Genomic DNA, 19,579 nt, shown 5'->3' with positions numbered 1-19,579 from the left:
AATAGATGATGGAAGAAAAATTGACTCATGCTTCGTCAGAAAATACAACACGGAGAAAGAAGATTTGTAAAAAGAGTCAAACGGAGAAAAACGGATTGGAGAAATAGCACATCATATGACTAAAAAAGCTTGCGGAGGTTCCGCAAGCTTTTCTTTATACCGCCGCCTGACGGCCGACGTTTTCATACACGTCAAGCGCCGATTGGAGCGCTTTTCCGGCTTCAATCGCCGCACCATGTCTGAGCAGCACAGCCTCCAGCCCGGCAAGGACGAACAGCACGTTTTCTTTTCTGCAGCTGTAGCCCATCGTGCCGATTCTCCAGATCTTCCCCGCCAGCGGACCGAATGAGCTGGCAATTTCGATGCCGAATTGCGCCAGCAGCATGCGGCGGACAGACTCGCCGTCAATGCCGTCCGGAATTTCTACACAGGTGACAACAGGCATTTTACAGCTGTCATCTCCAAACGGATTCAGCCCCATGGCCTGAATCCCTGCCGCTAATGCGTTCTCATGGCGGCGATGACGTTCAAAGCGGGCTTCCAGACCTTCTTCAAGAACCAGCCTGACACCCTCACGCAAGGCATAGAGCATCGTCGTCGCTTCTGTATGATGATTAAGCCGTCTTTCGCTCCAATAATCCTCAAGCTGGCTCAAATCAAAATAATTGCTTGTGATCGGCCGGTTTCCTGAAAGCGCTGCCCTGTCCGCTTGTGTCGCAATCCCGCGCTCCACCTTTTTACGAGCCGCAATCACATCCGCCACCCGCTCATTATATGTAATCGGCGCCATCCCCGACGGGACAGACAAGCATTTTTGCGTGCCGCCGATGGCCGCGTCAATCTTCCATTCATCCACCTTTACCTCGCAGCCGCCGATCGTCGCGACTGCGTCGACGACAAACAATACATTGTGTGCGCGGCAGGCTTCGCCGATTGCTTTCAGCGGGTGAATCCGCCCTGTCGAAGTTTCGCCGTGCACCATCGCCACGATTTTCGGCTTCACTTTTGTCATTTCCCGTATGATGTCCTCCGGGTCAAAAACCGTTCCCCATTCGCACTCAAGCGTATGAACATTTGCCCCGTACCGCTCGGCGATTTCAGTCAGCAAATAACCAAAGCGCCCGTAAATGGGGATGAGCACATCATCTTCAGGTTCAATGATACTCGCCAGCACCGCTTCGATTCCCGCCCGTGACGTGCCGTCAATCGGGTATGCCCAGCGGTTTTTTGTTTGAAACAGCTCCCGAAGCATTTCCATCGTTTCATTCATGATATCCGTAAACGCCGGATCAAATTGCCCGACAACAGGGGTGCTCATCACTCTTAATACACGCGGATCAACCTCAACAGGGCCCGGCGTCATAATCGTTCTTAACGGCGTGCATAATTCTTTTCTGCCTGACACAGCCATTCCTCCTTTATCAGTAAGCCAGTTTGTATAATAAATCAGTCAGTGCGCGGATGCCGATCTCAAGCTGTCTGGCTGAGGTATATTCCTTCGGTGAGTGGCTGATGCCGCTTCGGCTAGGCACAAACAGCATACAAGCCGGATGGCGCCGTCCGATCATTTGCGCGTCATGCCCTGCTCCGCTCACCATTTCCTCACAGCTGATGCCGTTTTCTGCCGCCGTTTCAAAAGCCGCATCCTTCAGCCTTTTATCCATCGGCACAGGTTCTATCCGCATATATTCATCAATCACGGCGTGAATTCCTTTTTGATGGCAAATTCGGTTGATCAAAACAGCCATATCTTCATGAAATTGCTTCAGCACGCGCTGGTTTTGATGGCGTATATCGATTGAAAACTGCACCCGCCCCGGAATGACATTGGCTACATTGGGTTCGGCCGTTATTTTTCCGCATGTCAGACGGAGCTCATCCGGCTGCTCTTCTGCGCGCAGCAGCAGTTCATGAATGATGCGGCTGCCGGCTGCGAGCGGGTCCTTGCGCCATTTCATGGAGGTGGTTCCTGCGTGATTGCATTCTCCTTCGAGCGTGACGAGATATCGTCTCTGCCCCGCAATACTGGTCACGATGCCGAGATCCCGGCCTGACATTTCCAACGTCTGCCCCTGTTCAATATGCAACTCAACAAACGCGCTGATATCTGTCCTATATGCTGACTGAAACACACCTTTGCCAAAACCGCTCTCATACATCGCTGTTTGGAGGGAGACTCCCGACTCGTCTCTTGGCTCTTTTGCATCTTGTTCTGAAAAAACACCCGTCATATTCCCCGACCCCCAATAGGTCATTGGAAAACGGCTGCCTTCCTCCTCACATAAGGAGACCGCCTCGAGTGTTTTTTTCGGCGCTCCGTATGTTTCCTTGAGCTGCTTTAGCGCAAGCATTGCCGCCAGAACGCCATAGGCACCGTCATACTTTCCCCCATTGATGACAGTATCAATGTGCGAACCGGTTACAATTACTTCATCCGGAGACTGGGTGCCCGAAAGCCTGCCGAAAACATTGCCGACGTCATCGAATCTTGTTTCAAGCCCGAATGAGGACATTTCCGTCTTCACTGCAAGCTGTGCGTCCATCCACTCTTTTGTGTACAAAAGCCTCGTTACACCGCCGCCTGCTGATGCGCCGTATTGGGCGAGCCATTCAATATAATCTGTGATGCTGTTTTTGACTGAAAGCTTCTGCTTTTCCATGTACTCCCCCCTCTGGCCATTATGGTGACTTCATTATAGAAGGAGGAACACGACAGTTCATTGACAGATTAACCAAAAAAACGTTTATTTTTTGGTCACAGTATCTCATGTAAAACCCACAGAAAACACAATAATCAGCCGCAATGGATGAAGGAACCAGCGAGAGGAAAAAGGAGGACAAAAAACCTTTCATATGAACAAGCCAAGCTTGCGGAGAAGCGTTGCGGGGATCGCGGGACGGATGAAAACAGAAATGCCGGCAGCTTGACTCCTCCTAACTGAAGCAAAAACCGGGGTCTCAGGATATCCCCCAAAGGAACCAATTTACAATTTTAATGAAAAATATACAAAATGACACTTCTATCCTTTATATCAATTTTAGATAATAGATATGATCTGATAAAAGGAGGGCAAGCGATGACAAAAAAAGCATGGTTTCTGCCGTTCGTCTGTGTATTACTGATTTCCGGATGGTTTGCGCCGGCAGCTTCAGCAAGCGCGCAAACCGCATTAAGCCTGAATGACCGATTGGCGTCTTCCCCTTCAGGAAAAGTGAGCCTTCTCTCATTAGCCGCACCCGCAGCACCTTATACCGACATTGACACCTATTATGAAGGGGCTGACGGAAAAACAGGGAAATCGCTAAAAAGCGCCCTGCACCGCATCATCAGCGGACACACGATGCTGTCCTACAGCGAAGTGTGGAACGCGCTGAAAGAAACCGATGAAGATCCGGCAAATCCGAATAACGTCATCCTGCTCTATACGAATGAATCTCGGTCCAAAAACTTGAACGGCGGCAATGTCGGCGATTGGAACCGCGAGCACGTCTGGGCGAAATCCCATGGCAATTTTGGTACGGGCAAGGGACCCGGAACTGATATTCACCATTTGCGCCCGGCTGATGTCCAAGTTAACAGCGCCAGAGGAAATATGGATTTTGACAATGGCGGCACTGAATATAAGAAAGCACCCGGAAATTATTATGATGGCGATTCATGGGAACCCCGCGATGATGTGAAAGGCGATATTGCCCGCATGCTGTTTTACATGGCTGTCCGTTACGAAGGTGATGACGGCTACCCTGACCTTGAGCTTAATCATAAGACAGGCAACGGCTCGGCTCCTTATATCGGCAAACAATCTGTCCTGCTCGACTGGAATAAACAGGACCCGGTTGACGACCGTGAGCGAAAAAGAAATGAAATCATTTATGAGAAATACCAGCACAACCGCAATCCATTTATCGACCACCCTGAATGGGCCGGCGACATCTGGCCGTAAGTAAAAGGTGCTCCTGAAAAGACATCTTCAGCATGAGCAAATTGCAGAAAAGCATAAAACAATCTCTAAATGATCTTACGCTGGCATATTCAGCTCGGCGCTGTCCCGATTCCAAAATCAGCATCGCTAAAAATATCTCTGTTTTTGATTTCTCCCTTGAAGAAAACGACATGAAGATCATCGATTCGTTTACCCGCCCGGACGTACCCATAAACGGTTAAGATCCCGCGCGGAGTATGAGGAGTTTTAAGAGAAGAAATACTCAATAAAGAACGTGGTATAGCGGCCGTCCTTTTCAGCGAATTAATTATCCCGTAATCACAGCTGCCCTGCTGATTTTAAGTCTTTCACTTGCCGTTACATTAAACGGAGGGACGCGGTTTCACCATCCTTATAGAGTCAGACTGTTTTAAAAAAGACCCCATCGGGTCTTTTTTTGTGTTTTTTCAAATCATTTCCTTTACAGGATTGACATTACACCTTCAAATACATATAATCCTATAAAAATAGTAAGGAATGAATCTATGAAGGAAGGTGGCCATTCTGATGAAGCGAAAAAGGGTCTGCACTCTCATAATCATAGCTGCTTTTTTAAGCCTCACTGCATGTACAGCCAATGAAACAAATGGAAAGCAGCCCATTCGAATCGGATTCCAAAAAGGAAATACGCTGCACCTTTTAAAAGAAAGCCGCTATTTAGAAAAACGATTACCGCACGAGAAAATTGAATGGATTGAATTTGAAGGCGGCGGGGCTTTATTGGAGGCGCTGGCTGCCGGAAAGATTGATTACGGCAATGCCGCTGACGGATCAGGTATTTTTGCGCAAAGCTCCGGCAAACACATTGTCTACGTGGGTGCGAGTCCGCCAAATTTATCAGGTGTCGGTGTCGTCGTAAAAGAGAATAGCCCCATTCAATCCTTTGCTGATTTAAAAGGGAAAATGATAGCCGCGAATAAAGGGGGAAATCACCATTATCTCGCTCTCTTGGCTTTGAAAGCCGCCGGGTTAACCCAGCACGATGTCAAATGGGCTTTCGTATCGGATGCCGCCCAAGGCAGGGCTGCTCTGGAATCGGGTGAAGTCGATGCTTTTGCAACGTACGATCCGTTCCTCGCCGGAGTCGAAGAAAATGGACATGTGAGAACTCTCTCCCATCATGTTACGGCTTATCCGAATCGAACGTTTTACTATGCTGCACCGCAATTCGTACGCGAACACCCCGATCTGGTCAAATCTATATTAGAGGAGACTGACCGCTCAGACCGATATGCCAGCACGCATCAAAACGAAATCGCCAGCCGTATCGCGACTCTGACCGGTATTCAGTCTAATATCTTGAAACGGGCGACAAAGCGAAAAAACTACGGCGTGAATACGCTGACGAAAGACATCATATCCGCCCAGCAGCAGCAGGCAGATGACTACTATCAGCTCGGATTAATAAAAGACCCGATCCGCGTTTCTGACATCATGCCTCTCGATCCTTTGCGGAAGCCTGTTTTAAAAGAAAGTAAAGGAGACGAATGATGATGAGAAAAAGTGTACTTCCCTGGCTGGTGCCGATTTTTATTCTAATCGTTTGGCAATTATTTTCTTCCTCACATGTATTATCAGAGGGTCTTTTTCCTTCTCCGCTATCTGTTTTAAAAGCATTGTGGGAGCTCATCACAAATGGAGCGCTTGCTCTGCATTTACAAATCAGTTTAGCGCGTGCACTGAGCGGATTATTGATTGGCGGACTGATCGGCTTTGTCCTCGGTATTATCAACGGCTGGTCAGCGCTTTCCTTCCGTCTGCTAGATACAACCATCCAAATGATCCGGAACATTCCGCACTTTGCCCTTTTGCCGCTTGTCATTGTCTGGCTTGGAATCGGCGAAGCTCCGAAAGTATTTCTCGTCGCGCTTGGCGTCATGTTTCCCGTCTATATTAATACGCTCCATGGCATTCGGAACGTGAACCGCGAACATATTGAAATGGGGAAAATGTACGGCTTACGCGGTTTTCAATTATTCAAACAAATTTATTTCCCTTCCGCTCTTCCTTCTATATTCGTCGGCTTTCGTTATGCGCTCGGCGTTATGTGGCTGACCTTAATCGTTTCTGAAACAATCGCAACAAGCAACGGAATTGGCTACCTTGCCATGAATGCACGTCAATTTATGCAGACGGATGTCATTATCGTCAGCATTTTAGTCTACGCCTTATTAGGAAAAGCCGCCGACATCATTGCTCATATCGGTGAGCGCTATGCGCTTAAATGGCATCCTAATTATCAAAAGCAAGGATAGGAGTGAAAAAAATGGCACAGCCCTCTCAGAAAATAGAGTTGTATAATCAAGCAAATGAGCAAGCGGCCCAAATTAAATTGGACCATGTCAGCAAACAATTCGGCGGCACACAAGTCTTAAAAGACATTTCTTTGACAATTGAACAAGGCAGATTCACGGCCATCGTCGGAAAAAGCGGGAGCGGAAAAAGCACATTGCTCCGCATTCTGGCCCAGTTAGAACAAACGAGCTCAGGCCAACTGACATTCAGCGGCACAGATGAGAACAGCACCACAATGATGTATCAGGATTCACGGCTGCTGCCATGGAAAAAGGTCATCGATAATGTATTAATCGGGCTGCCGAAAGAGCGGACAGAAAAAGCAGAGGAAGTGCTGAAAGCAGTCGGATTGTGGAATTACCGCCACGCATGGCCGTATAAGCTGTCAGGCGGACAGCAGCAAAGGGTTGCCCTTGCTCGTGCTCTCATCAGAAAGCCGTCCCTTCTGCTGCTGGATGAACCGCTCAGCGCATTGGATGCCCTCACCCGTCTCGACATGCAGCAATTGATAGAAAAGCTATGGAAACAAAATGGATTTACAGCTGTGCTCGTCACACACGATGTGCAGGAAGCGGTCCGCCTTTCTGACCGCGTCATCATGATCGAAGACGGAGAAATCAGTTTCGACATCCCGATCCGCGCCAAACGCCCTCGCTCCTTGTCCGACAGCACACTCATTCAGATTGAACATGAGATCTTGCATCGAATTCTTCAGCGGACATGACAACGGGATGATGCAGCCTGACATTCAAGAGAAAGCTGACGGAATCACTTGTCAGCTTTTTCTGCCTTTACAATATATGAATGCGCAAACTCTTCTAAGCAAAATAAGTGCAGTCTGACAGCAGTTAAAGGTGTATTCATATCATGCTTTACTTTATGCAGGAGTTCCTTTTGCTGTTTGAGTTCCAGTTCGCGGTATGTTGTTCTTTTAATTAACATTACCGACTTGATCAGTTCCCCAATCTGAGGTGCTCCTTTTCAAGAGCACCTTTCCTAATACACAGCCTCTTCCGTCTCCGCATCGAAAAAGACGGCGTGATCCATTTTCACTGCCAGCTGAATCGAATCGCCTGCGGCAATTCGCGTGTTCCCATCCAGGCGCACCGTCAGCCGCTCGTCCCCGCTTGTGACATGGACAATCAGCTCCGATCCCAGATTTTCATTCACTTCCACCTTCGCTTTACACACTGAATCAAACAGCTGTTCATTCCCTGTCATGTGTGTGATATGCTCCGGCCGGATGCCGGCAATCATCTGTTCTCCGGCGTAACCCTTTTGTCTAAGCCGCTTCGCTTTTTCTTCAGGAATGTGAAGCCGGATCGAAGGATTTGTGAAAAACAGCTCGCCATGCCGCTCTTCTATGACGCCTTTCAAAAAGTTCATTCCGGGAGAGCCGATGAAACCTGCGACAAACAGATTTGCCGGATAATGATAAATGTCATGAGGTTTCGCCACCTGCTGGATTTCTCCTTCATTCATCACGACAATCCGATCGCCCATTGTCATCGCTTCGGTCTGGTCATGTGTGACATAAATGATGGTGGCCTCTAAACGCTGGTGCAGCTTGCTGATTTCTGTACGCATCGTCACTCTCAGCTTCGCATCCAAATTGGAAAGCGGCTCGTCCATTAAAAAGACCTTCGGCTCCCTCACAATCGATCTGCCCAGCGCCACCCTTTGCCGCTGCCCGCCGGAGAGCGCCTTCGGTTTTCTCTTCAGCAAATGCTCAATCTCTAAAATTTGAGCTGCGGCATGAACCCGCTCGGTGATTTCCTGTTTGGACATCTTTCTGAGCTTTAATCCGAACGCCATATTATCAAAAACCGTCATATGCGGATAAAGCGCATAGTTTTGGAATACCATCGCGATATCACGTTCTTTCGGGGGGAGATCATTGACCCGCTCCCCATCAATGAGAAGGTTTCCTTCAGAGATGCTTTCCAGTCCCGCCACCATCCGCAGCGTGGTCGATTTTCCGCATCCTGACGGCCCCACCAGCACCAAAAGCTCCTTATCCTTTACATTTAAATCAAAGTCCTTCACCGTTAATTGTGAGTGATATGATTTTTTGACATGTTCAAATGTTAATGAAGCCATCAGACATTCCCCCTATCTTTTCATCTGTTATTTCGTCACTGGAAACAACTCGGTCTTTCTGTTATTTTTAAAATAATCAATTCCTATTTTTGCTATATTCCTAAAATAATAAATGCGAATTTGTATTATAACGTCATATTACATTATAATATGAATAACAGGTTAAAAGGAGGCTACCTTTTGTTAAACAATGGAAGTTCTACACCTTTATACATTCAGCTGAAACAAATCATCACTGATGATATCAAAAAGGGCGTGTATTCTCCCGCTGCCAAGCTGCCTACTGAAAACGAGCTTTGCAGCAAGTATAATGTCAGCCGCATTACCGTCAGGAAAGCCATTCTCGATTTAGTCGAAGAAGGCTATCTGATCAGGCAGCAGGGAAAAGGAACGTTCGTTAAAAGCCCTAAATTAAAACGGGAGCTGATTGCAGTAAACGGCTACTCGGAATTTATGGAATCAACCGGAAAAAAACCGAAGCACCATGTGCTGTCCCATGAGATCATTCCGGCGGCAAACCTCATTGCTGAGAAGCTTCAAATCAATCCCGAGAGCCCTGTCGTTGAACTAAAACGGATTTTATATAACGATGACCAGCCGCTCACCTTTGAAGTGACACATTATCCGCTGGATCTGTTTCCCACTATTGATACGTTTATTGCTGACGGCGTATCCATGCATGATATTTTGAAACAGCAATACCAAGTTGTTCCGACTCACAATACGAAGCTATTAAATGTCGTATATGCCCAGCAGGAGGAAAGCAAATACCTGGATTGCGATATCGGCGATGCGCTGTTTGAAATTGATAAAACGGCTTTTACATCAAATGACCAGCCAATCTACTGCTCATTGTTTTTGATGCACACAAACCGTGTCACCTTTACCATCAACAGCCCCTACACTTAATAGGCATAAAAAACGAGACACTGCTTACAGTATTCTCGTTTTTTCACTGCTTCCCCCGTCATCCTCCAAGCGATAAGGATGGCCATAGCCGAAAGCCCCGTACACGCTGCAAGTTTTCGCAGCCGTTTCCGCCGCTTGGCGCAAAGCAGGCGTTATGTCCTGCTTCTCACAAAAGGCAGTCAAAAAACCAGCGATAAAAGAATCTCCCGCTCCAAGTGTATCTATTATATCAATTTCCACAATCGGCTGATGATAGATTCGGTCTCCCGCAGACAGGATCGCTCCCTGGCTCCCGCGGGTCAGACAAACGAATTTGGCTCCGTACCCATGTGCTTTTTCAATAAGCGCACCGCACTCTGACTCACTCAAATCGCTTCCTGAAAAAAACGCATACGTCACATAAGGACAGACCTTTCTCAAATAATCATCCTCCCGATTGGTTGAAAAATCAAAAGAGACCGGGATCAGCCCGCACAGCTGCGGAAGATCGTTCTCAAGCCGGCTGTACACACTGGTATGCAGCAGATCATGACTGCTGATAAAGGCGAGATCTTTCTCCTGGAACACGAGCCGGAGCCGGGACTGAATGCCGCCTTTATTTGACCTGACAAAAATCCGATCCCCCTGTTCATCAAGGGTGACAATGGCCATTCCGTTTTCTCCATGCGCTTGGCGGATGTAATCCGCATTAACCTTCTCTAAATTCAGTACGTTCAAAAGATGTGCCGCAGCTTCGTCATTGCCGACAATTCCGATATAAGAAGCCTCGTGCCCGAGCCGTTTGGCAAGCACAGCGACGTTCAAGGCATTTCCTCCCGGGTAGAACGTTTCTTGATCCTTATAGTAATCGACAACGTTATCTCCGACCGCAATCAATTTCATTTCTCTTCCCCCTTTAACCTTTTACACTTCCGCTTGCAATCCCGCGGACAAAATATTTCTGCATCAATAAAAATAGAATGATAATCGGCGCTGCTGAAATCGTTAACCCTGCCAGCAGGACGCCCCAATCTGTCTGCAGCGCGTCTCTGAACTGCATCAGCCCGGCTGGAATGGTCCGCAAATTTTCATCATCTATGAAAATAATCGCAAACATAAACTCGTTCCACGTATGATAAGCCGTCAAAATGCCGGAGGTGACCAGGATCGGCACACTCATTGGTAAGAAAATTCTGAAAAATACTCCGAAACTCGAACACCCATCTAAATAAGCCGCCTCCTCCAATTCTTTTGAAATAGAAAGAAAATAAGAGCGGATCAAAATGATGGTGAATGGAATCCGGTAAGCCGCATACGGGAGGATCAACGCCCAATACGTATTGTACAGGCCAAGCGACTGAATAATAGAATAAAGCGGCACAAGACTGACCTGCGGCGTCAGCATCAATCCGCCAAGACACAGCACCAAAAAGAATCCTTTTCCTTTAAACTCAAAACGGGAAAGTCCATACGCCGCCCATGCACTGATAAAGACAGTGATCACACACGTCAGCGCCGTGACAATGACACTGTTCATAAAATAAGAAGAAATCCCCTGATTCCAGGCCGACACAAAGTTCTCCGGATGCCACGAAGACGGCAGCGACCAGCTGTGCTCAAAAATATCGTCCGAGTTTTTAAAAGCGCTCATCACCATCCATAGAAGCGGGTAGGCGATCGCAATCAGATAAAGAAACAGAAAAACCCACACAGACGTTTCTCCGATGTACCATTTTCGTCTAGGCTTTCTTTTCTCCTCAATGCGCCGGTCAGGCACAGGCTCCAATCTGAACAAATCTGTCTTCTTCTGGGGCAGCATCTGTTAATCCTCCTTTCCGGTTTTAAAGAACTTCATTTGCATGAGCGACAATGCGAGGGTAATGATTAACACAACGGTGGCAATCGCTGAGGCATAGCCCATCATATCCTTTGTAAAGGCGCTTTTATATAAAAACGTGCTTAAAACTTCTGAAGCGTTGCCCGGCCCGCCGCCTGTCAAGATGTACGGTTCATTAAATACCGTAAAAGCCCCGGTCAGCGTCATGACGACCGCCACAAAAGACATCTCTTTCGTCTGGGGAACGGTAATGTGAAAAAACTGCTGAATTTTTCCCGCCCCGTCAAGCCGGGCCGCTTCATACAGTTCATCCGGTATTTTTTGGATCGACACAATGTACAGCATCGCAATATAACCGACAGATTGCCATTGAGACACGAAAATAACAGAAAGCATAGCCGTGCTGTCCTCCCCAAGCCAAGCCCTCGTCAGCTGATCAAGACCTGCCGCCTGAAGCAGCTGATTCAAAAGCCCCGTCTCAGGGTTGTAAATAAAATCAAACAAAAGCGCGATCACCGTCATAGAGATGACGACCGGCAAAAAGAAAACGGTGCGAAAAAACGGCGACCACTTTCTGACCAGCTTATCCTCAAGCACCGCCGCCAAAATCAAACCGCCAAATACCTGGCATACAATGGAGATCACGGCGTAAAGCACATTATTGGAAAGTGCCTGGTAGAAGACAGGATCATGAAACAGTTCCACATAGTTTTTCAAGCCGATAAACGTTTTTTCCGGAGAAAAAGAGCTCCACTGAAACAAGCTGAGGAAGACATTCTCAAAAATCGGGATATAAACGAAAAGTAAAAAAACGAGAGCGGGCACCAAAAACAAATAGGGGATTATTTTATTCTGATTGACCAAGGATATCTCATCTCCTTTATAAAAAGAAAAGGTGCAAAGCTTCACCTTTTCTTTGATTTATTCAGCTTGCGCCCTCACTTGCTTCGCTGCTTTTTGAACGGTCTGCATCACCTGCTCCGGTGTCATGTCGCCGCCAAGCATTTGCTGGACGCTCGTTAGGTACGCATCTGCGACTTCAACATCGACATCCATATCAAACCATGGAACCATTGATTTGGCATCAACAATATGCTGAACGGCTTCACGCTGGACGGCTGTAGAATTTTCTTCAGTTGCCGTTCCTTGCACCGCACTGTATTTTCCGACATCTTTGACGAGCTTTTCCCCCATTTTCTTCGACGTCAGAAACTGCAAAAATTCCACCGCTTCCTTCGGATGTTTTGTTTTTGAGGAAATCATGAATCCTTCCGGCGCTCCCGTTAACGCTTCTGAAGATCCTTTTTGCCCGCTGATTTCAGGGAATGGGAACATCCCCAGATTCACCGGTTCAACCAGCTTGATCTCCGCTGTTTCCGCATATATCATCGCCGACTTTCCGCTCTTAAATTGCTGCCTTACATATTCGTGGTCGACGGAGTTTACATGTTTATTGAAGTAAGGCATCAGCTCCTGAAGCTTTTCAAGTGCTTTTACATAGCCTTCATCGGTAAATTCACCTGTTTTGGCGTTATAGTCCTTTTCCCGGGTTTTTTCATCGACCATCCGCTGATTGAGCGTGCCGATATAGTGGGAGATTGTCCAAGTTGCCTTTGTGCCGAAGCTGATCGGTGTGTAGCCATGTGCTTTCAGCTTCTTTGACACATCGATTAATTCATCCCATGTCTTCGGCGGATTAAGGTTCAGTTTTTGAAAAATGTCTTTATTATAGAAGAATGATTTAGCGTCCATTTGCCACGGCACGCCATATTGCTTGTTTTCATAAGTAAATGGTGTAATTTGCGATTGAACGAGCTGTGATGACCAATCGGTATCATTTTTGTAGTAGGACGAGAGATCAAGTGCTTTATTGCCTTTGATGAATTTAAAAGCAAACTCGTCGCTCCAAGAGAAGTAAATGTCTGGAGGACTGGTGGTTCCCAGCATAACCTTAATTTTGTCTTTATAGGAGTCATTCAAAACGGATTCAATTTGAATGTCGATATCCGGGTGCTTTTTTTCAAATTCCTTTACAACCTCTTGAAAGTAACTTTTTTCCGGCTCCTTCGGCCATCTGTGGAAAAATTTCAATGTCACCTTTCCGTCCGCTGAACTGCTCTGACTCGAACAGCCTGCAATGGTGAGCAAACTGACAGCTGCAATGATCAAGAACAACAACATTTTCTTCAAAGGGTTGGCCTCCTCTGGACACTAGACTATAATGTTATATAACATTATAGTCTAGTGCATAATGGTTCCTCATTTTCAGATCAATACTCAACTTTCCACATGTATCTTCTATGAGATAAAGGATGATTTCTCGCCTCTGCCAGTTCGTCTGCGTAGCTTCTCAGCACACGGTTGAGGACGAGCGGGGCAAGATAGCCTTTAACTGAATCGTCAATTGCAGTGAAATCGTAAGATGCGGCATCAAGCACAGTGAGCTTTCTGCCATACTTTTTCGAGAAGGAAAGCGCCCGCTCTTCAAGAGGTCTTGTTTCGTCTAAGCCGAGCAGGATAATAAATGGAACGGATTCATCAATGATTTCAAATGGTCCGTGAAAATATTCTCCGGCATGAATGGCGTGGGAATGAATCCATTGCATTTCCATGAGAATGCAGATGCTGTAGGAGTAAGCGACACCGTAGTTTGCACCGCTTGCCATTGTGTAAATGATGCTTTCTTTTTCATGAGCCTTTGCGAATTGCTGTGCGTTGTCAGCTTCCTGCTTAAGGGCTCCTTCATACACAGCCTGTAATTGGTCTAAGCCTTCAATTGCCTGCTCAAATTTCGTGTTTTTTTCTAACACTTGCAGGGTTCCGAAAACGATTTGATACAAAACGCCATAGTTCGTATTGATCGCAAGCGCCTCATCACCCCAATCGTACTGGGCAACATATTGCGCTTCCTGTGCTAAAGGAGACTCCGGTTTATACGTCATCGCAATCGTAAGTGCGCCTTTGCCCCTTGCAAACGCGGCAGCTTTAACTGTTTCCGGGGTATTCCCCGAATGCGAGCACAAAATAACAAGAGACTTTTCACCAAGCTGAACAGGGTTGCGCTGAATAAATTCGTTTGAGCTGTAAAGGTCTGAGCTGATTGATTTTGACTCCCTGTCAAACACATATTTACTCGGATACATAATGGCCGAAGACCCTCCGCAAGCGACAAAGAAGACATGGTCAATGGTTTTCCCTTTCAAATCCTGCAAGAAAGCTTGAACCTCACGATTTACTTTTGCTGTGGCCTGACTCAAATCCTTCACTCCTTATTCTTATTATATAACGTTATATAACATTATATATTGTTATATTAATCGCAATAAAGGTGTGTTGTCAATTATATTTTCTGAAATTTCTAAAATATAAAGCGAGATTGTCTTTATTCCCGCACTCTCTTGACCTGACCCTTAGAGACACGTTTAGAATAAAAGCAGGGAGTGATGCAGAATGAATATAAAAGAAGCCGCCCGGCAGACGGGTCTCACGAAAAAAGCCATCAAATATTACGAGCAGGAAGGTTTAATCACCGTCAGCAAAAACCCTGATAACGGATACCGTGAGTATTCCGCAAAGGATGTAAATACACTGAAAATGATTGCCGCCCTCCGAATGCTGGCACTGTCCGTAAGCGATATTAAAGCGTTCCTCTTAGAGGGCAGCAGCCTGCATGAGATACTGCAGCAGCAGCATCAAAAGCTCAGCCGGCAGATTGAAGGGCTTGAGCAGGAACGGAAACTCACCGAACTGCTGCTCAAACGCGTGGAGGGTGCAGAAAATGTCGATTCCATTTTACATGACATCGGCGAAGTCCAAATAGACGAACCGAAGTATATGGGGCTTCAGCTGAAAAAACTGTTCCCGGGAGATTTCGGAAAATTTATCGCCGCGCTGTTTGAACCGTTCCTCGACTTTTCTATTGATACAGATGAGAAAAAAACGACATGGGCAGAGCTTATTAAAGTATTGGATGATATGGAAGAAGTGCCGGCCGCACACCCGATGATGCAACTGGTCGGCAGCGAGGATCCGGCTCAGCTCCAGCAGCACAAAGTCCAGCATGACCAATTCATCGAGCGGATTTTGGAGAGAGACCCCGCTACTTGGGACACTCATAAAAACACAATCATTCAGCTCGTAAAAAGAGTGCAGACAGATGAAGAATACAGAGAAAACCTGATCAAGGTCGGTGAATCCGCTTCGGATCTGCCGGCACTTAAGGCAGGTTCGCCTTTCAGCAATCTCCTTCAAAAGCTCAGTCCGACCTATGACAAATACGTGCGCCTTCAGCTTGAACTGAAAAAAGAAGCCGACGAGGAGCTCGGCTTTGATTCAGAGGCATATTTAAAAAAGATGCTGCAAATAAAAAAACGCTAAGGCCGATTTCCTTAGCGTTTCTTTCTTCAGCTTCAGTGCTGCGCATTAATGCGGTCCACGACATTAGCGATGAGCTGCTCTTTGCCTAAGTCGGAATCTTCGTCAACGCTTGCTACGGTCAAAATGATGGCCGCTACCGCAAGAGCGATCGTCTCAATGGCGGCTGCCGCGTTTAAAAACACCCAAACTGCCGTTGCGCATTGGCCGATGGCCGTTGATTTTCCTTTGTCCATGCTTTTTTTGTCAAATTCTTCTTTCAGCACTTTCGCCATAATCTGCGAACCTTGATCAATGACGCTGTTCACTTTCTCATAATCGCCGCTGTAGACAGCCGTTTTTAACTTTTTAAAATAATCCGGCGATGACTTTTTAATATCAGCGATCACCTGATCGGAAACTTGCTTTAATTCGTCCTGATTAATCTTTTTGACAGCTTTGGTATCCCACACCTCGGGAAGAAGCTTTGCGACCTCACCTTGTCCAAAAAAGATGCCGGAAAAAATGTCTTCACCCGAATAAGAGACGGCTGGCTTCGTTTGCGCTGTGGCATGCGGGCCGACTAATGCGACCATTAAAACAAACACCAACAGCATGGCGGCTGCTGACCTTTTACTTTTAACCATATAATTTCCTCCTTTTCCTTTTATTGAGAAAATTGTATCTGATAAAATAGGGATTGTAATGGTTCAAAGCTACTGTTTTCTCTGCCGGCACCAAAAACAGGACCAAAATACCAGACACTGTAATGGAAAATGAGGTAAGTCCAAGCATGACAGCAAAAATTTCATGCATAAAAATGGATATAAACAAGATCAGGCGCCAATATTTTTTCGGAGCGAACAAAGCGCAGAACATAATAGTTTGCACAATGAGCGTGCCCCAAGTCGGGATGATGACAAGCTTTGACTGCAACATAAAGTCAAACAGACTGTGAAGCGCATCCGGCAGCCCCAGCATCGGATCGTTCAAATAGTAATAAACGGCGGTGCCGTTCTGCCACTCTTCTTCCATCAGTTTGGCAATGACGGAGTTAAAGTACAGCATCGCGACCTGTATTCTGATGATTGTCAGTGTCGCCCAGCATAAGGAACGGTAATAAGGCTCAAGCGGCCTTTTCTCAAAAGACGCTTCGTACGGAGACCAGTGCCATTTCCGCGGATCAGTTAATGTCAAGGGGAGCAGCAGCAGCGTAAAGACGGCAGCCACCTGATCTCCCCCGTCAAGGGTAACGGCAGAGTTTTGGAAGCTGTATGAAATCCACCAGTGAAAAAAACCGGTTAGGCGGGGCCGCCAGCCAATGACAACCAGAATTAAAATACAGATACAAACGGCTTTGACGACCTCAATGTAACGGAAATCGGGAAACAGCAAGAACAGGCTGAACGTATCGGAAAAGCTGAGCATTTGATTTTGCGTTTTAAAGAAGACAGATGCCGGATTGAACAGCAATGTCAGAAGCGTGCCGAGCGCGATTAAACTTCTGGCAAGACCATACACATTTGTCCAAGGCGGATTCTTCATCATCCATAAGGTGAGCTGCTTTTTTGCATCCTGAATCAATTGACATCCACTCCGATGTATTTTTTGATGGTTCGTTTCGTTTCAGTATGGCTGCTCCATGCCCATGGGGTAATGCGTTCATATGTAATGATCATTTTTCCTTTCAGCCTTGGGGAGGGAGACTCATTTTTCATCTTCAAAAATGTGGTATTCTTAAAGTCTTGGCCGGCCGTGAAGTCGTTCCACTTTTCTTTGGAAGGCAGCTTTTCCAGCATAAGGCCGAGTTCTATCCCTTGCGTCCGTCCGTGCCGATTTAAACCGATCACGTTTTTCAGAGAATTATTCGGCCATCTGAGCTCCTCCCCGGCATCAAGAAGATAGATATTCAGGCTGTCTTCTCTCGGATCCTTACTGAAAAACCCCCAGCTTTGCGGATAAATCATAGAAACGGTTTTGGATTGATGTTTGGTTAATTGGATGGCGGAGCTTGGCAGTGCCGCGATAACGGTTAAAAACAAAACGATGATCCAGGCGGCCATGATAAAAAGAAAGAATGAAAACATGCCGGTTTGCTTCTTGTCAGTCAATCGAAACCCTCCTATTGTTTGGAAATTTCATTGACATGATTATACACCATTCAACAGGTAAAATATTGATAAATTAGATTTTTCGGACTAATATACTATTATATGTAAAAAAGGAGTGTTCATATGTTTTTGATGAATGATAAGGTGCTGTGGGGAGCTGTGGCTCTCGCCTTTATTCTGTCGATTGTGTTTTATCCGTTGCTTCCTGCTGATATGGCCATTCACTATGACGTGTCGAACCGTCCGAATACAGCTATTAATAAAACGGCCGGCGTTCTGATTTTACCCGTGCTTATGGTTGTCTGTATGTTATTCAGAAAACGGATCGTCCAGTTATTCCTCGTCGTATACTTTCTGCTGATCGTCCACATCGCGGTGCTGTGGCTGGCACTGTAACAACAATAAAACCGGAGCCTTGAAGGGCTCCGGTTTTCCTTATTTATAAAATACTTTCTCAATGTTGTATTTCGACTGAAGGGTATTGATCGCGTACGTTTCGTAAATTTCCCTTTCCATCGGATCATTGACGACACATACTTCAATTTTATACACTTCGTCCCTGTGATGTTTAACAGGCGACACATTGTCTTCAAAATGCTTTTTGATTCTTTGTCTTAATTTACGGGCTTTCCCGACAAACAGCAGCTCATCATGAATGTTATAAAACATAAATATGCCGCCTTTGTCTCTCGGAATTCGGTGAAAATCAATGAAACCGTAAATCGCTTTAATCGCCGGTTCATTTTCCGACGGTGACTGCTGCCGTTCCGTAATGGTTACATCAGGAGCAGGAAGGTTTATTTTTATCAAAATGGGTCACGTCCTCTTATTCATTAAAGCTCCATCCTATCATAAGAATGCGCTAAAAGCTATTTTTTATTCAAGCGCCCCGGCCGGATCATAAAGGCTCAAATCAATTTCTGTCTGCTGATCGAGCGCGAGTTTCGCCAGTTCAGCCCCCAGATACGGCCCGCTCGTCAGCCCTGAGGCGCCCAGCCCGTTGGCAACGAGAAGTCCGCTGATATTCGGCAGTCTGCCGATGACGGGTAGAAAACCGGGAGTAAACGGCCGGAAACCGACTCTTGTCTCCATCAAAGTACTATCTGAAAGCCCCGGCGCCACGGTTAATGCTTTATCAAAAATCTCGCGGAGACCGCCGGCCGTCACCCGCAAATCCATGCCGGTATCGTTTTCATGAGTCGCGCCCGCTACAATCCGGCCGTTTGCAAACGCGAGGATGTATTGATCATTTGGAGGCATGACGACCGGCCAGCCGCCCGTATCCTCATCCTGAAGCTCTAAATGAACGATTTGCGCCTTTTGGTACGATACTGAAAAGCGGATGCCGAGCGGCTCAAGCAGCTCTCTCGCCCAAGCGCCGGCCGTTACGAGAACCTGATCGGCCAAAAGCGTGCGTTCTGCGGTTTTCACACCGATGACGGCACCGTCCTCTGTCAATATTGACGCCTCTTCATTGTAAACAGCCGCGCCGTGCTTAACGGCAGCGTTTAACAACGCCTTACGAAGCGCCCTGCCGTTCACCCGGGCCGCACCGCTGATATAAACCGCTCCGTATTCCTCCGACAGCGCAGGAAACAATGCCTTCGTTTCTTCCGGAGTCAGCCTTGTAATGTCACCGATTTCAGGAGCGTCCTCTCTTCTTTTATAAGCTCTTTCCTCCATTTGGCTGAGCTTTTTTTCATCCGTATGGAGACTGACGGCACCGACCTTTTGATAACCGGTGTCCGTTTCTCCGTCGGCTTCAAGCTGCTGTATCAATTGGTTATAATAACGGGCTCCGCCTTTTGCGATCGCATACCATGCCTGATTGCGGCGCTGTGACAGCCATGGGCAGACGATCCCCGCCGCAGCGTCAGTCGCCTGCCCCTTGTGTTTCCGGTCAATGACCGTTACATCCGCACCGGCCTTTGCGAGATGATAAGCCGCTGACGCACCGAGAATGCCGGCCCCGATAATGATATAAGACTTCATGTGTAACACCTTTTCTATCT

At 46.8% G+C, this 19,579-nt stretch carries 19 protein-coding genes and 3 pseudogenes; 8 read left to right on the top strand and 14 right to left on the bottom strand.

The window, feature by feature from the left end:
- Positions 1-154: 154 nt before the first annotated feature.
- Positions 155-1,405: a (S)-ureidoglycine--glyoxylate transaminase gene (gene pucG / locus AUL54_RS14890; RefSeq protein ID WP_101605375.1), complete on the bottom strand. Its 1,251-nt coding sequence runs from the start codon at positions 1,403-1,405 to the stop codon at positions 155-157.
- 16 nt (positions 1,406-1,421) lie between these two features.
- A complete protein-coding gene (gene allC, locus AUL54_RS14885) occupies positions 1,422-2,660 on the bottom strand; it encodes an allantoate deiminase (protein ID WP_060964363.1) in 1,239 nt (412 codons plus the stop codon).
- Between the two features lie 417 nt (positions 2,661-3,077).
- On the opposite strand from allC, the gene AUL54_RS14880 reads away from it, so the two are divergent.
- The 5 genes and pseudogenes from AUL54_RS14880 to AUL54_RS14860 all read left to right on the top strand — a co-directional run bounded on the left by AUL54_RS14880 (position 3,078) and on the right by AUL54_RS14860 (position 7,002).
- The gene (locus tag AUL54_RS14880) at positions 3,078-3,944 is read left to right on the top strand and encodes an endonuclease I family protein (protein ID WP_060964362.1); all 867 of its coding nucleotides are present in this window, start codon (positions 3,078-3,080) and stop codon (positions 3,942-3,944) included.
- Positions 3,945-3,981: 37 nt separating this feature from the next.
- Positions 3,982-4,194, top strand: a pseudogene (locus AUL54_RS21740) (aldo/keto reductase); the annotation flags it as partial.
- Between the two features lie 296 nt (positions 4,195-4,490).
- The gene (locus tag AUL54_RS14870; protein WP_060964360.1) at positions 4,491-5,474 is read left to right on the top strand and encodes an aliphatic sulfonate ABC transporter substrate-binding protein; all 984 of its coding nucleotides are present in this window, start codon (positions 4,491-4,493) and stop codon (positions 5,472-5,474) included.
- Positions 5,474-6,238: an ABC transporter permease subunit gene (locus AUL54_RS14865; protein ID WP_060964359.1), complete on the top strand. Its 765-nt coding sequence runs from the start codon at positions 5,474-5,476 to the stop codon at positions 6,236-6,238. Before AUL54_RS14870 ends, AUL54_RS14865 begins: the two co-directional genes overlap by 1 nt.
- A gap of 11 nt (positions 6,239-6,249) precedes the next feature.
- A complete protein-coding gene (locus tag AUL54_RS14860) occupies positions 6,250-7,002 on the top strand; it encodes an ABC transporter ATP-binding protein (protein WP_060964358.1) in 753 nt (250 codons plus the stop codon).
- Positions 7,003-7,070: 68 nt separating this feature from the next.
- Here the strand turns inward: AUL54_RS14860 and AUL54_RS21520 are convergent.
- Together AUL54_RS21520 and AUL54_RS14855 are read right to left on the bottom strand one after the other, a co-directional pair.
- Positions 7,071-7,259: pseudogene (locus AUL54_RS21520) on the bottom strand (two-component sensor histidine kinase); the annotation flags it as partial.
- A 15-nt stretch (positions 7,260-7,274) separates the two neighbouring features.
- Entirely contained in the window at positions 7,275-8,378 is a 1,104-nt protein-coding gene (locus AUL54_RS14855) for an ABC transporter ATP-binding protein (RefSeq protein WP_060964357.1), read from the bottom strand.
- A gap of 180 nt (positions 8,379-8,558) precedes the next feature.
- Between AUL54_RS14855 and frlR the strand changes: the two genes are divergently transcribed.
- Complete coding sequence (frlR, locus tag AUL54_RS14850; protein ID WP_060964356.1) at positions 8,559-9,287, top strand: transcriptional regulator FrlR; 729 nt, start codon at positions 8,559-8,561, stop codon at positions 9,285-9,287.
- Between the two features lie 24 nt (positions 9,288-9,311).
- Here frlR and AUL54_RS14845 read toward each other — a convergent pair whose 3' ends face one another.
- From AUL54_RS14845 to frlB, 5 genes are all read right to left on the bottom strand, one after another.
- Positions 9,312-10,169, bottom strand: coding sequence for a fructoselysine 6-kinase (locus AUL54_RS14845; RefSeq protein ID WP_060964355.1), 858 nt, complete (start codon positions 10,167-10,169; stop codon positions 9,312-9,314).
- Positions 10,170-10,182: 13 nt separating this feature from the next.
- Positions 10,183-11,085, bottom strand: coding sequence for a carbohydrate ABC transporter permease (locus AUL54_RS14840; RefSeq protein ID WP_060964354.1), 903 nt, complete (start codon positions 11,083-11,085; stop codon positions 10,183-10,185).
- Positions 11,086-11,088: 3 nt separating this feature from the next.
- Complete coding sequence (locus AUL54_RS14835; protein WP_060964353.1) at positions 11,089-11,967, bottom strand: carbohydrate ABC transporter permease; 879 nt, start codon at positions 11,965-11,967, stop codon at positions 11,089-11,091.
- 57 nt (positions 11,968-12,024) lie between these two features.
- Positions 12,025-13,293 carry an ABC transporter substrate-binding protein gene (locus AUL54_RS14830; protein WP_060964352.1) on the bottom strand — a complete coding sequence of 423 codons (1,269 nt, stop codon included), beginning with the start codon at positions 13,291-13,293 and terminating at the stop codon, positions 12,025-12,027.
- A gap of 80 nt (positions 13,294-13,373) precedes the next feature.
- The gene (gene frlB, locus AUL54_RS14825) at positions 13,374-14,360 is read right to left on the bottom strand and encodes a fructosamine deglycase FrlB (RefSeq protein ID WP_016938024.1); all 987 of its coding nucleotides are present in this window, start codon (positions 14,358-14,360) and stop codon (positions 13,374-13,376) included.
- Between the two features lie 193 nt (positions 14,361-14,553).
- On the opposite strand from frlB, the gene AUL54_RS14820 reads away from it, so the two are divergent.
- The gene (locus AUL54_RS14820; protein WP_060964351.1) at positions 14,554-15,480 is read left to right on the top strand and encodes a MerR family transcriptional regulator; all 927 of its coding nucleotides are present in this window, start codon (positions 14,554-14,556) and stop codon (positions 15,478-15,480) included.
- Positions 15,481-15,512: 32 nt separating this feature from the next.
- On the opposite strand, the gene AUL54_RS14815 is transcribed toward AUL54_RS14820, so the two are convergent.
- From AUL54_RS14815 to AUL54_RS14805, 3 genes and pseudogenes are all read right to left on the bottom strand, one after another.
- Entirely contained in the window at positions 15,513-16,103 is a 591-nt protein-coding gene (locus AUL54_RS14815; protein ID WP_060964350.1) for a sporulation delaying protein family toxin, read from the bottom strand.
- Between the two features lie 84 nt (positions 16,104-16,187).
- Positions 16,188-17,004 (bottom strand): annotated as a pseudogene (locus AUL54_RS14810) (sporulation-delaying protein SdpB family protein); the annotation flags it as partial.
- 32 nt (positions 17,005-17,036) lie between these two features.
- Positions 17,037-17,567, bottom strand: coding sequence for an SdpA family antimicrobial peptide system protein (locus AUL54_RS14805; RefSeq protein ID WP_060964348.1), 531 nt, complete (start codon positions 17,565-17,567; stop codon positions 17,037-17,039).
- A 123-nt stretch (positions 17,568-17,690) separates the two neighbouring features.
- On the opposite strand from AUL54_RS14805, the gene AUL54_RS14800 reads away from it, so the two are divergent.
- The gene (locus AUL54_RS14800; RefSeq protein ID WP_060964347.1) at positions 17,691-17,963 is read left to right on the top strand and encodes a DUF1648 domain-containing protein; all 273 of its coding nucleotides are present in this window, start codon (positions 17,691-17,693) and stop codon (positions 17,961-17,963) included.
- Positions 17,964-18,002: 39 nt separating this feature from the next.
- On the opposite strand, the gene AUL54_RS14795 is transcribed toward AUL54_RS14800, so the two are convergent.
- Together AUL54_RS14795 and AUL54_RS14790 are read right to left on the bottom strand one after the other, a co-directional pair.
- Positions 18,003-18,377, bottom strand: coding sequence for a nucleotide excision repair endonuclease (locus tag AUL54_RS14795; RefSeq protein WP_003151888.1), 375 nt, complete (start codon positions 18,375-18,377; stop codon positions 18,003-18,005).
- A gap of 66 nt (positions 18,378-18,443) precedes the next feature.
- Positions 18,444-19,559: an NAD(P)/FAD-dependent oxidoreductase gene (locus AUL54_RS14790; protein WP_060964346.1), complete on the bottom strand. Its 1,116-nt coding sequence runs from the start codon at positions 19,557-19,559 to the stop codon at positions 18,444-18,446.
- Positions 19,560-19,579 lie beyond the last annotated feature (20 nt).

It is taken from the genome of Bacillus sp. SDLI1, from assembly GCF_001553895.1.
Classification (GTDB): Bacteria; Bacillota; Bacilli; order Bacillales; family Bacillaceae; genus Bacillus; species Bacillus siamensis.
This window is presented reverse-complemented; position numbering and strand designations above follow the sequence as displayed.

Excerpts from the sequence above, each read along its gene's own strand:
- allC (WP_060964363.1), bottom strand. The coding sequence starts at position 2,660 with ATGGAAAAGCAGAAGCTTTCAGTCAAAAACAGCATCACAGATTATATT.
- AUL54_RS14880 (WP_060964362.1), top strand. The coding sequence starts at position 3,078 with ATGACAAAAAAAGCATGGTTTCTGCCGTTCGTCTGTGTATTACTGATT.
- AUL54_RS14870 (WP_060964360.1), top strand. The coding sequence starts at position 4,491 with ATGAAGCGAAAAAGGGTCTGCACTCTCATAATCATAGCTGCTTTTTTA.
- AUL54_RS14865 (WP_060964359.1), top strand. The coding sequence starts at position 5,474 with ATGATGAGAAAAAGTGTACTTCCCTGGCTGGTGCCGATTTTTATTCTA.
- AUL54_RS14860 (WP_060964358.1), top strand. The coding sequence starts at position 6,250 with ATGGCACAGCCCTCTCAGAAAATAGAGTTGTATAATCAAGCAAATGAG.
- AUL54_RS14855 (WP_060964357.1), bottom strand. The coding sequence starts at position 8,378 with ATGGCTTCATTAACATTTGAACATGTCAAAAAATCATATCACTCACAA.
- AUL54_RS14845 (WP_060964355.1), bottom strand. The coding sequence starts at position 10,169 with ATGAAATTGATTGCGGTCGGAGATAACGTTGTCGATTACTATAAGGAT.
- AUL54_RS14840 (WP_060964354.1), bottom strand. The coding sequence starts at position 11,085 with ATGCTGCCCCAGAAGAAGACAGATTTGTTCAGATTGGAGCCTGTGCCT.
- AUL54_RS14820 (WP_060964351.1), top strand. The coding sequence starts at position 14,554 with ATGAATATAAAAGAAGCCGCCCGGCAGACGGGTCTCACGAAAAAAGCC.
- AUL54_RS14815 (WP_060964350.1), bottom strand. The coding sequence starts at position 16,103 with ATGGTTAAAAGTAAAAGGTCAGCAGCCGCCATGCTGTTGGTGTTTGTT.
- AUL54_RS14800 (WP_060964347.1), top strand. The coding sequence starts at position 17,691 with ATGTTTTTGATGAATGATAAGGTGCTGTGGGGAGCTGTGGCTCTCGCC.
- AUL54_RS14790 (WP_060964346.1), bottom strand. The coding sequence starts at position 19,559 with ATGAAGTCTTATATCATTATCGGGGCCGGCATTCTCGGTGCGTCAGCG.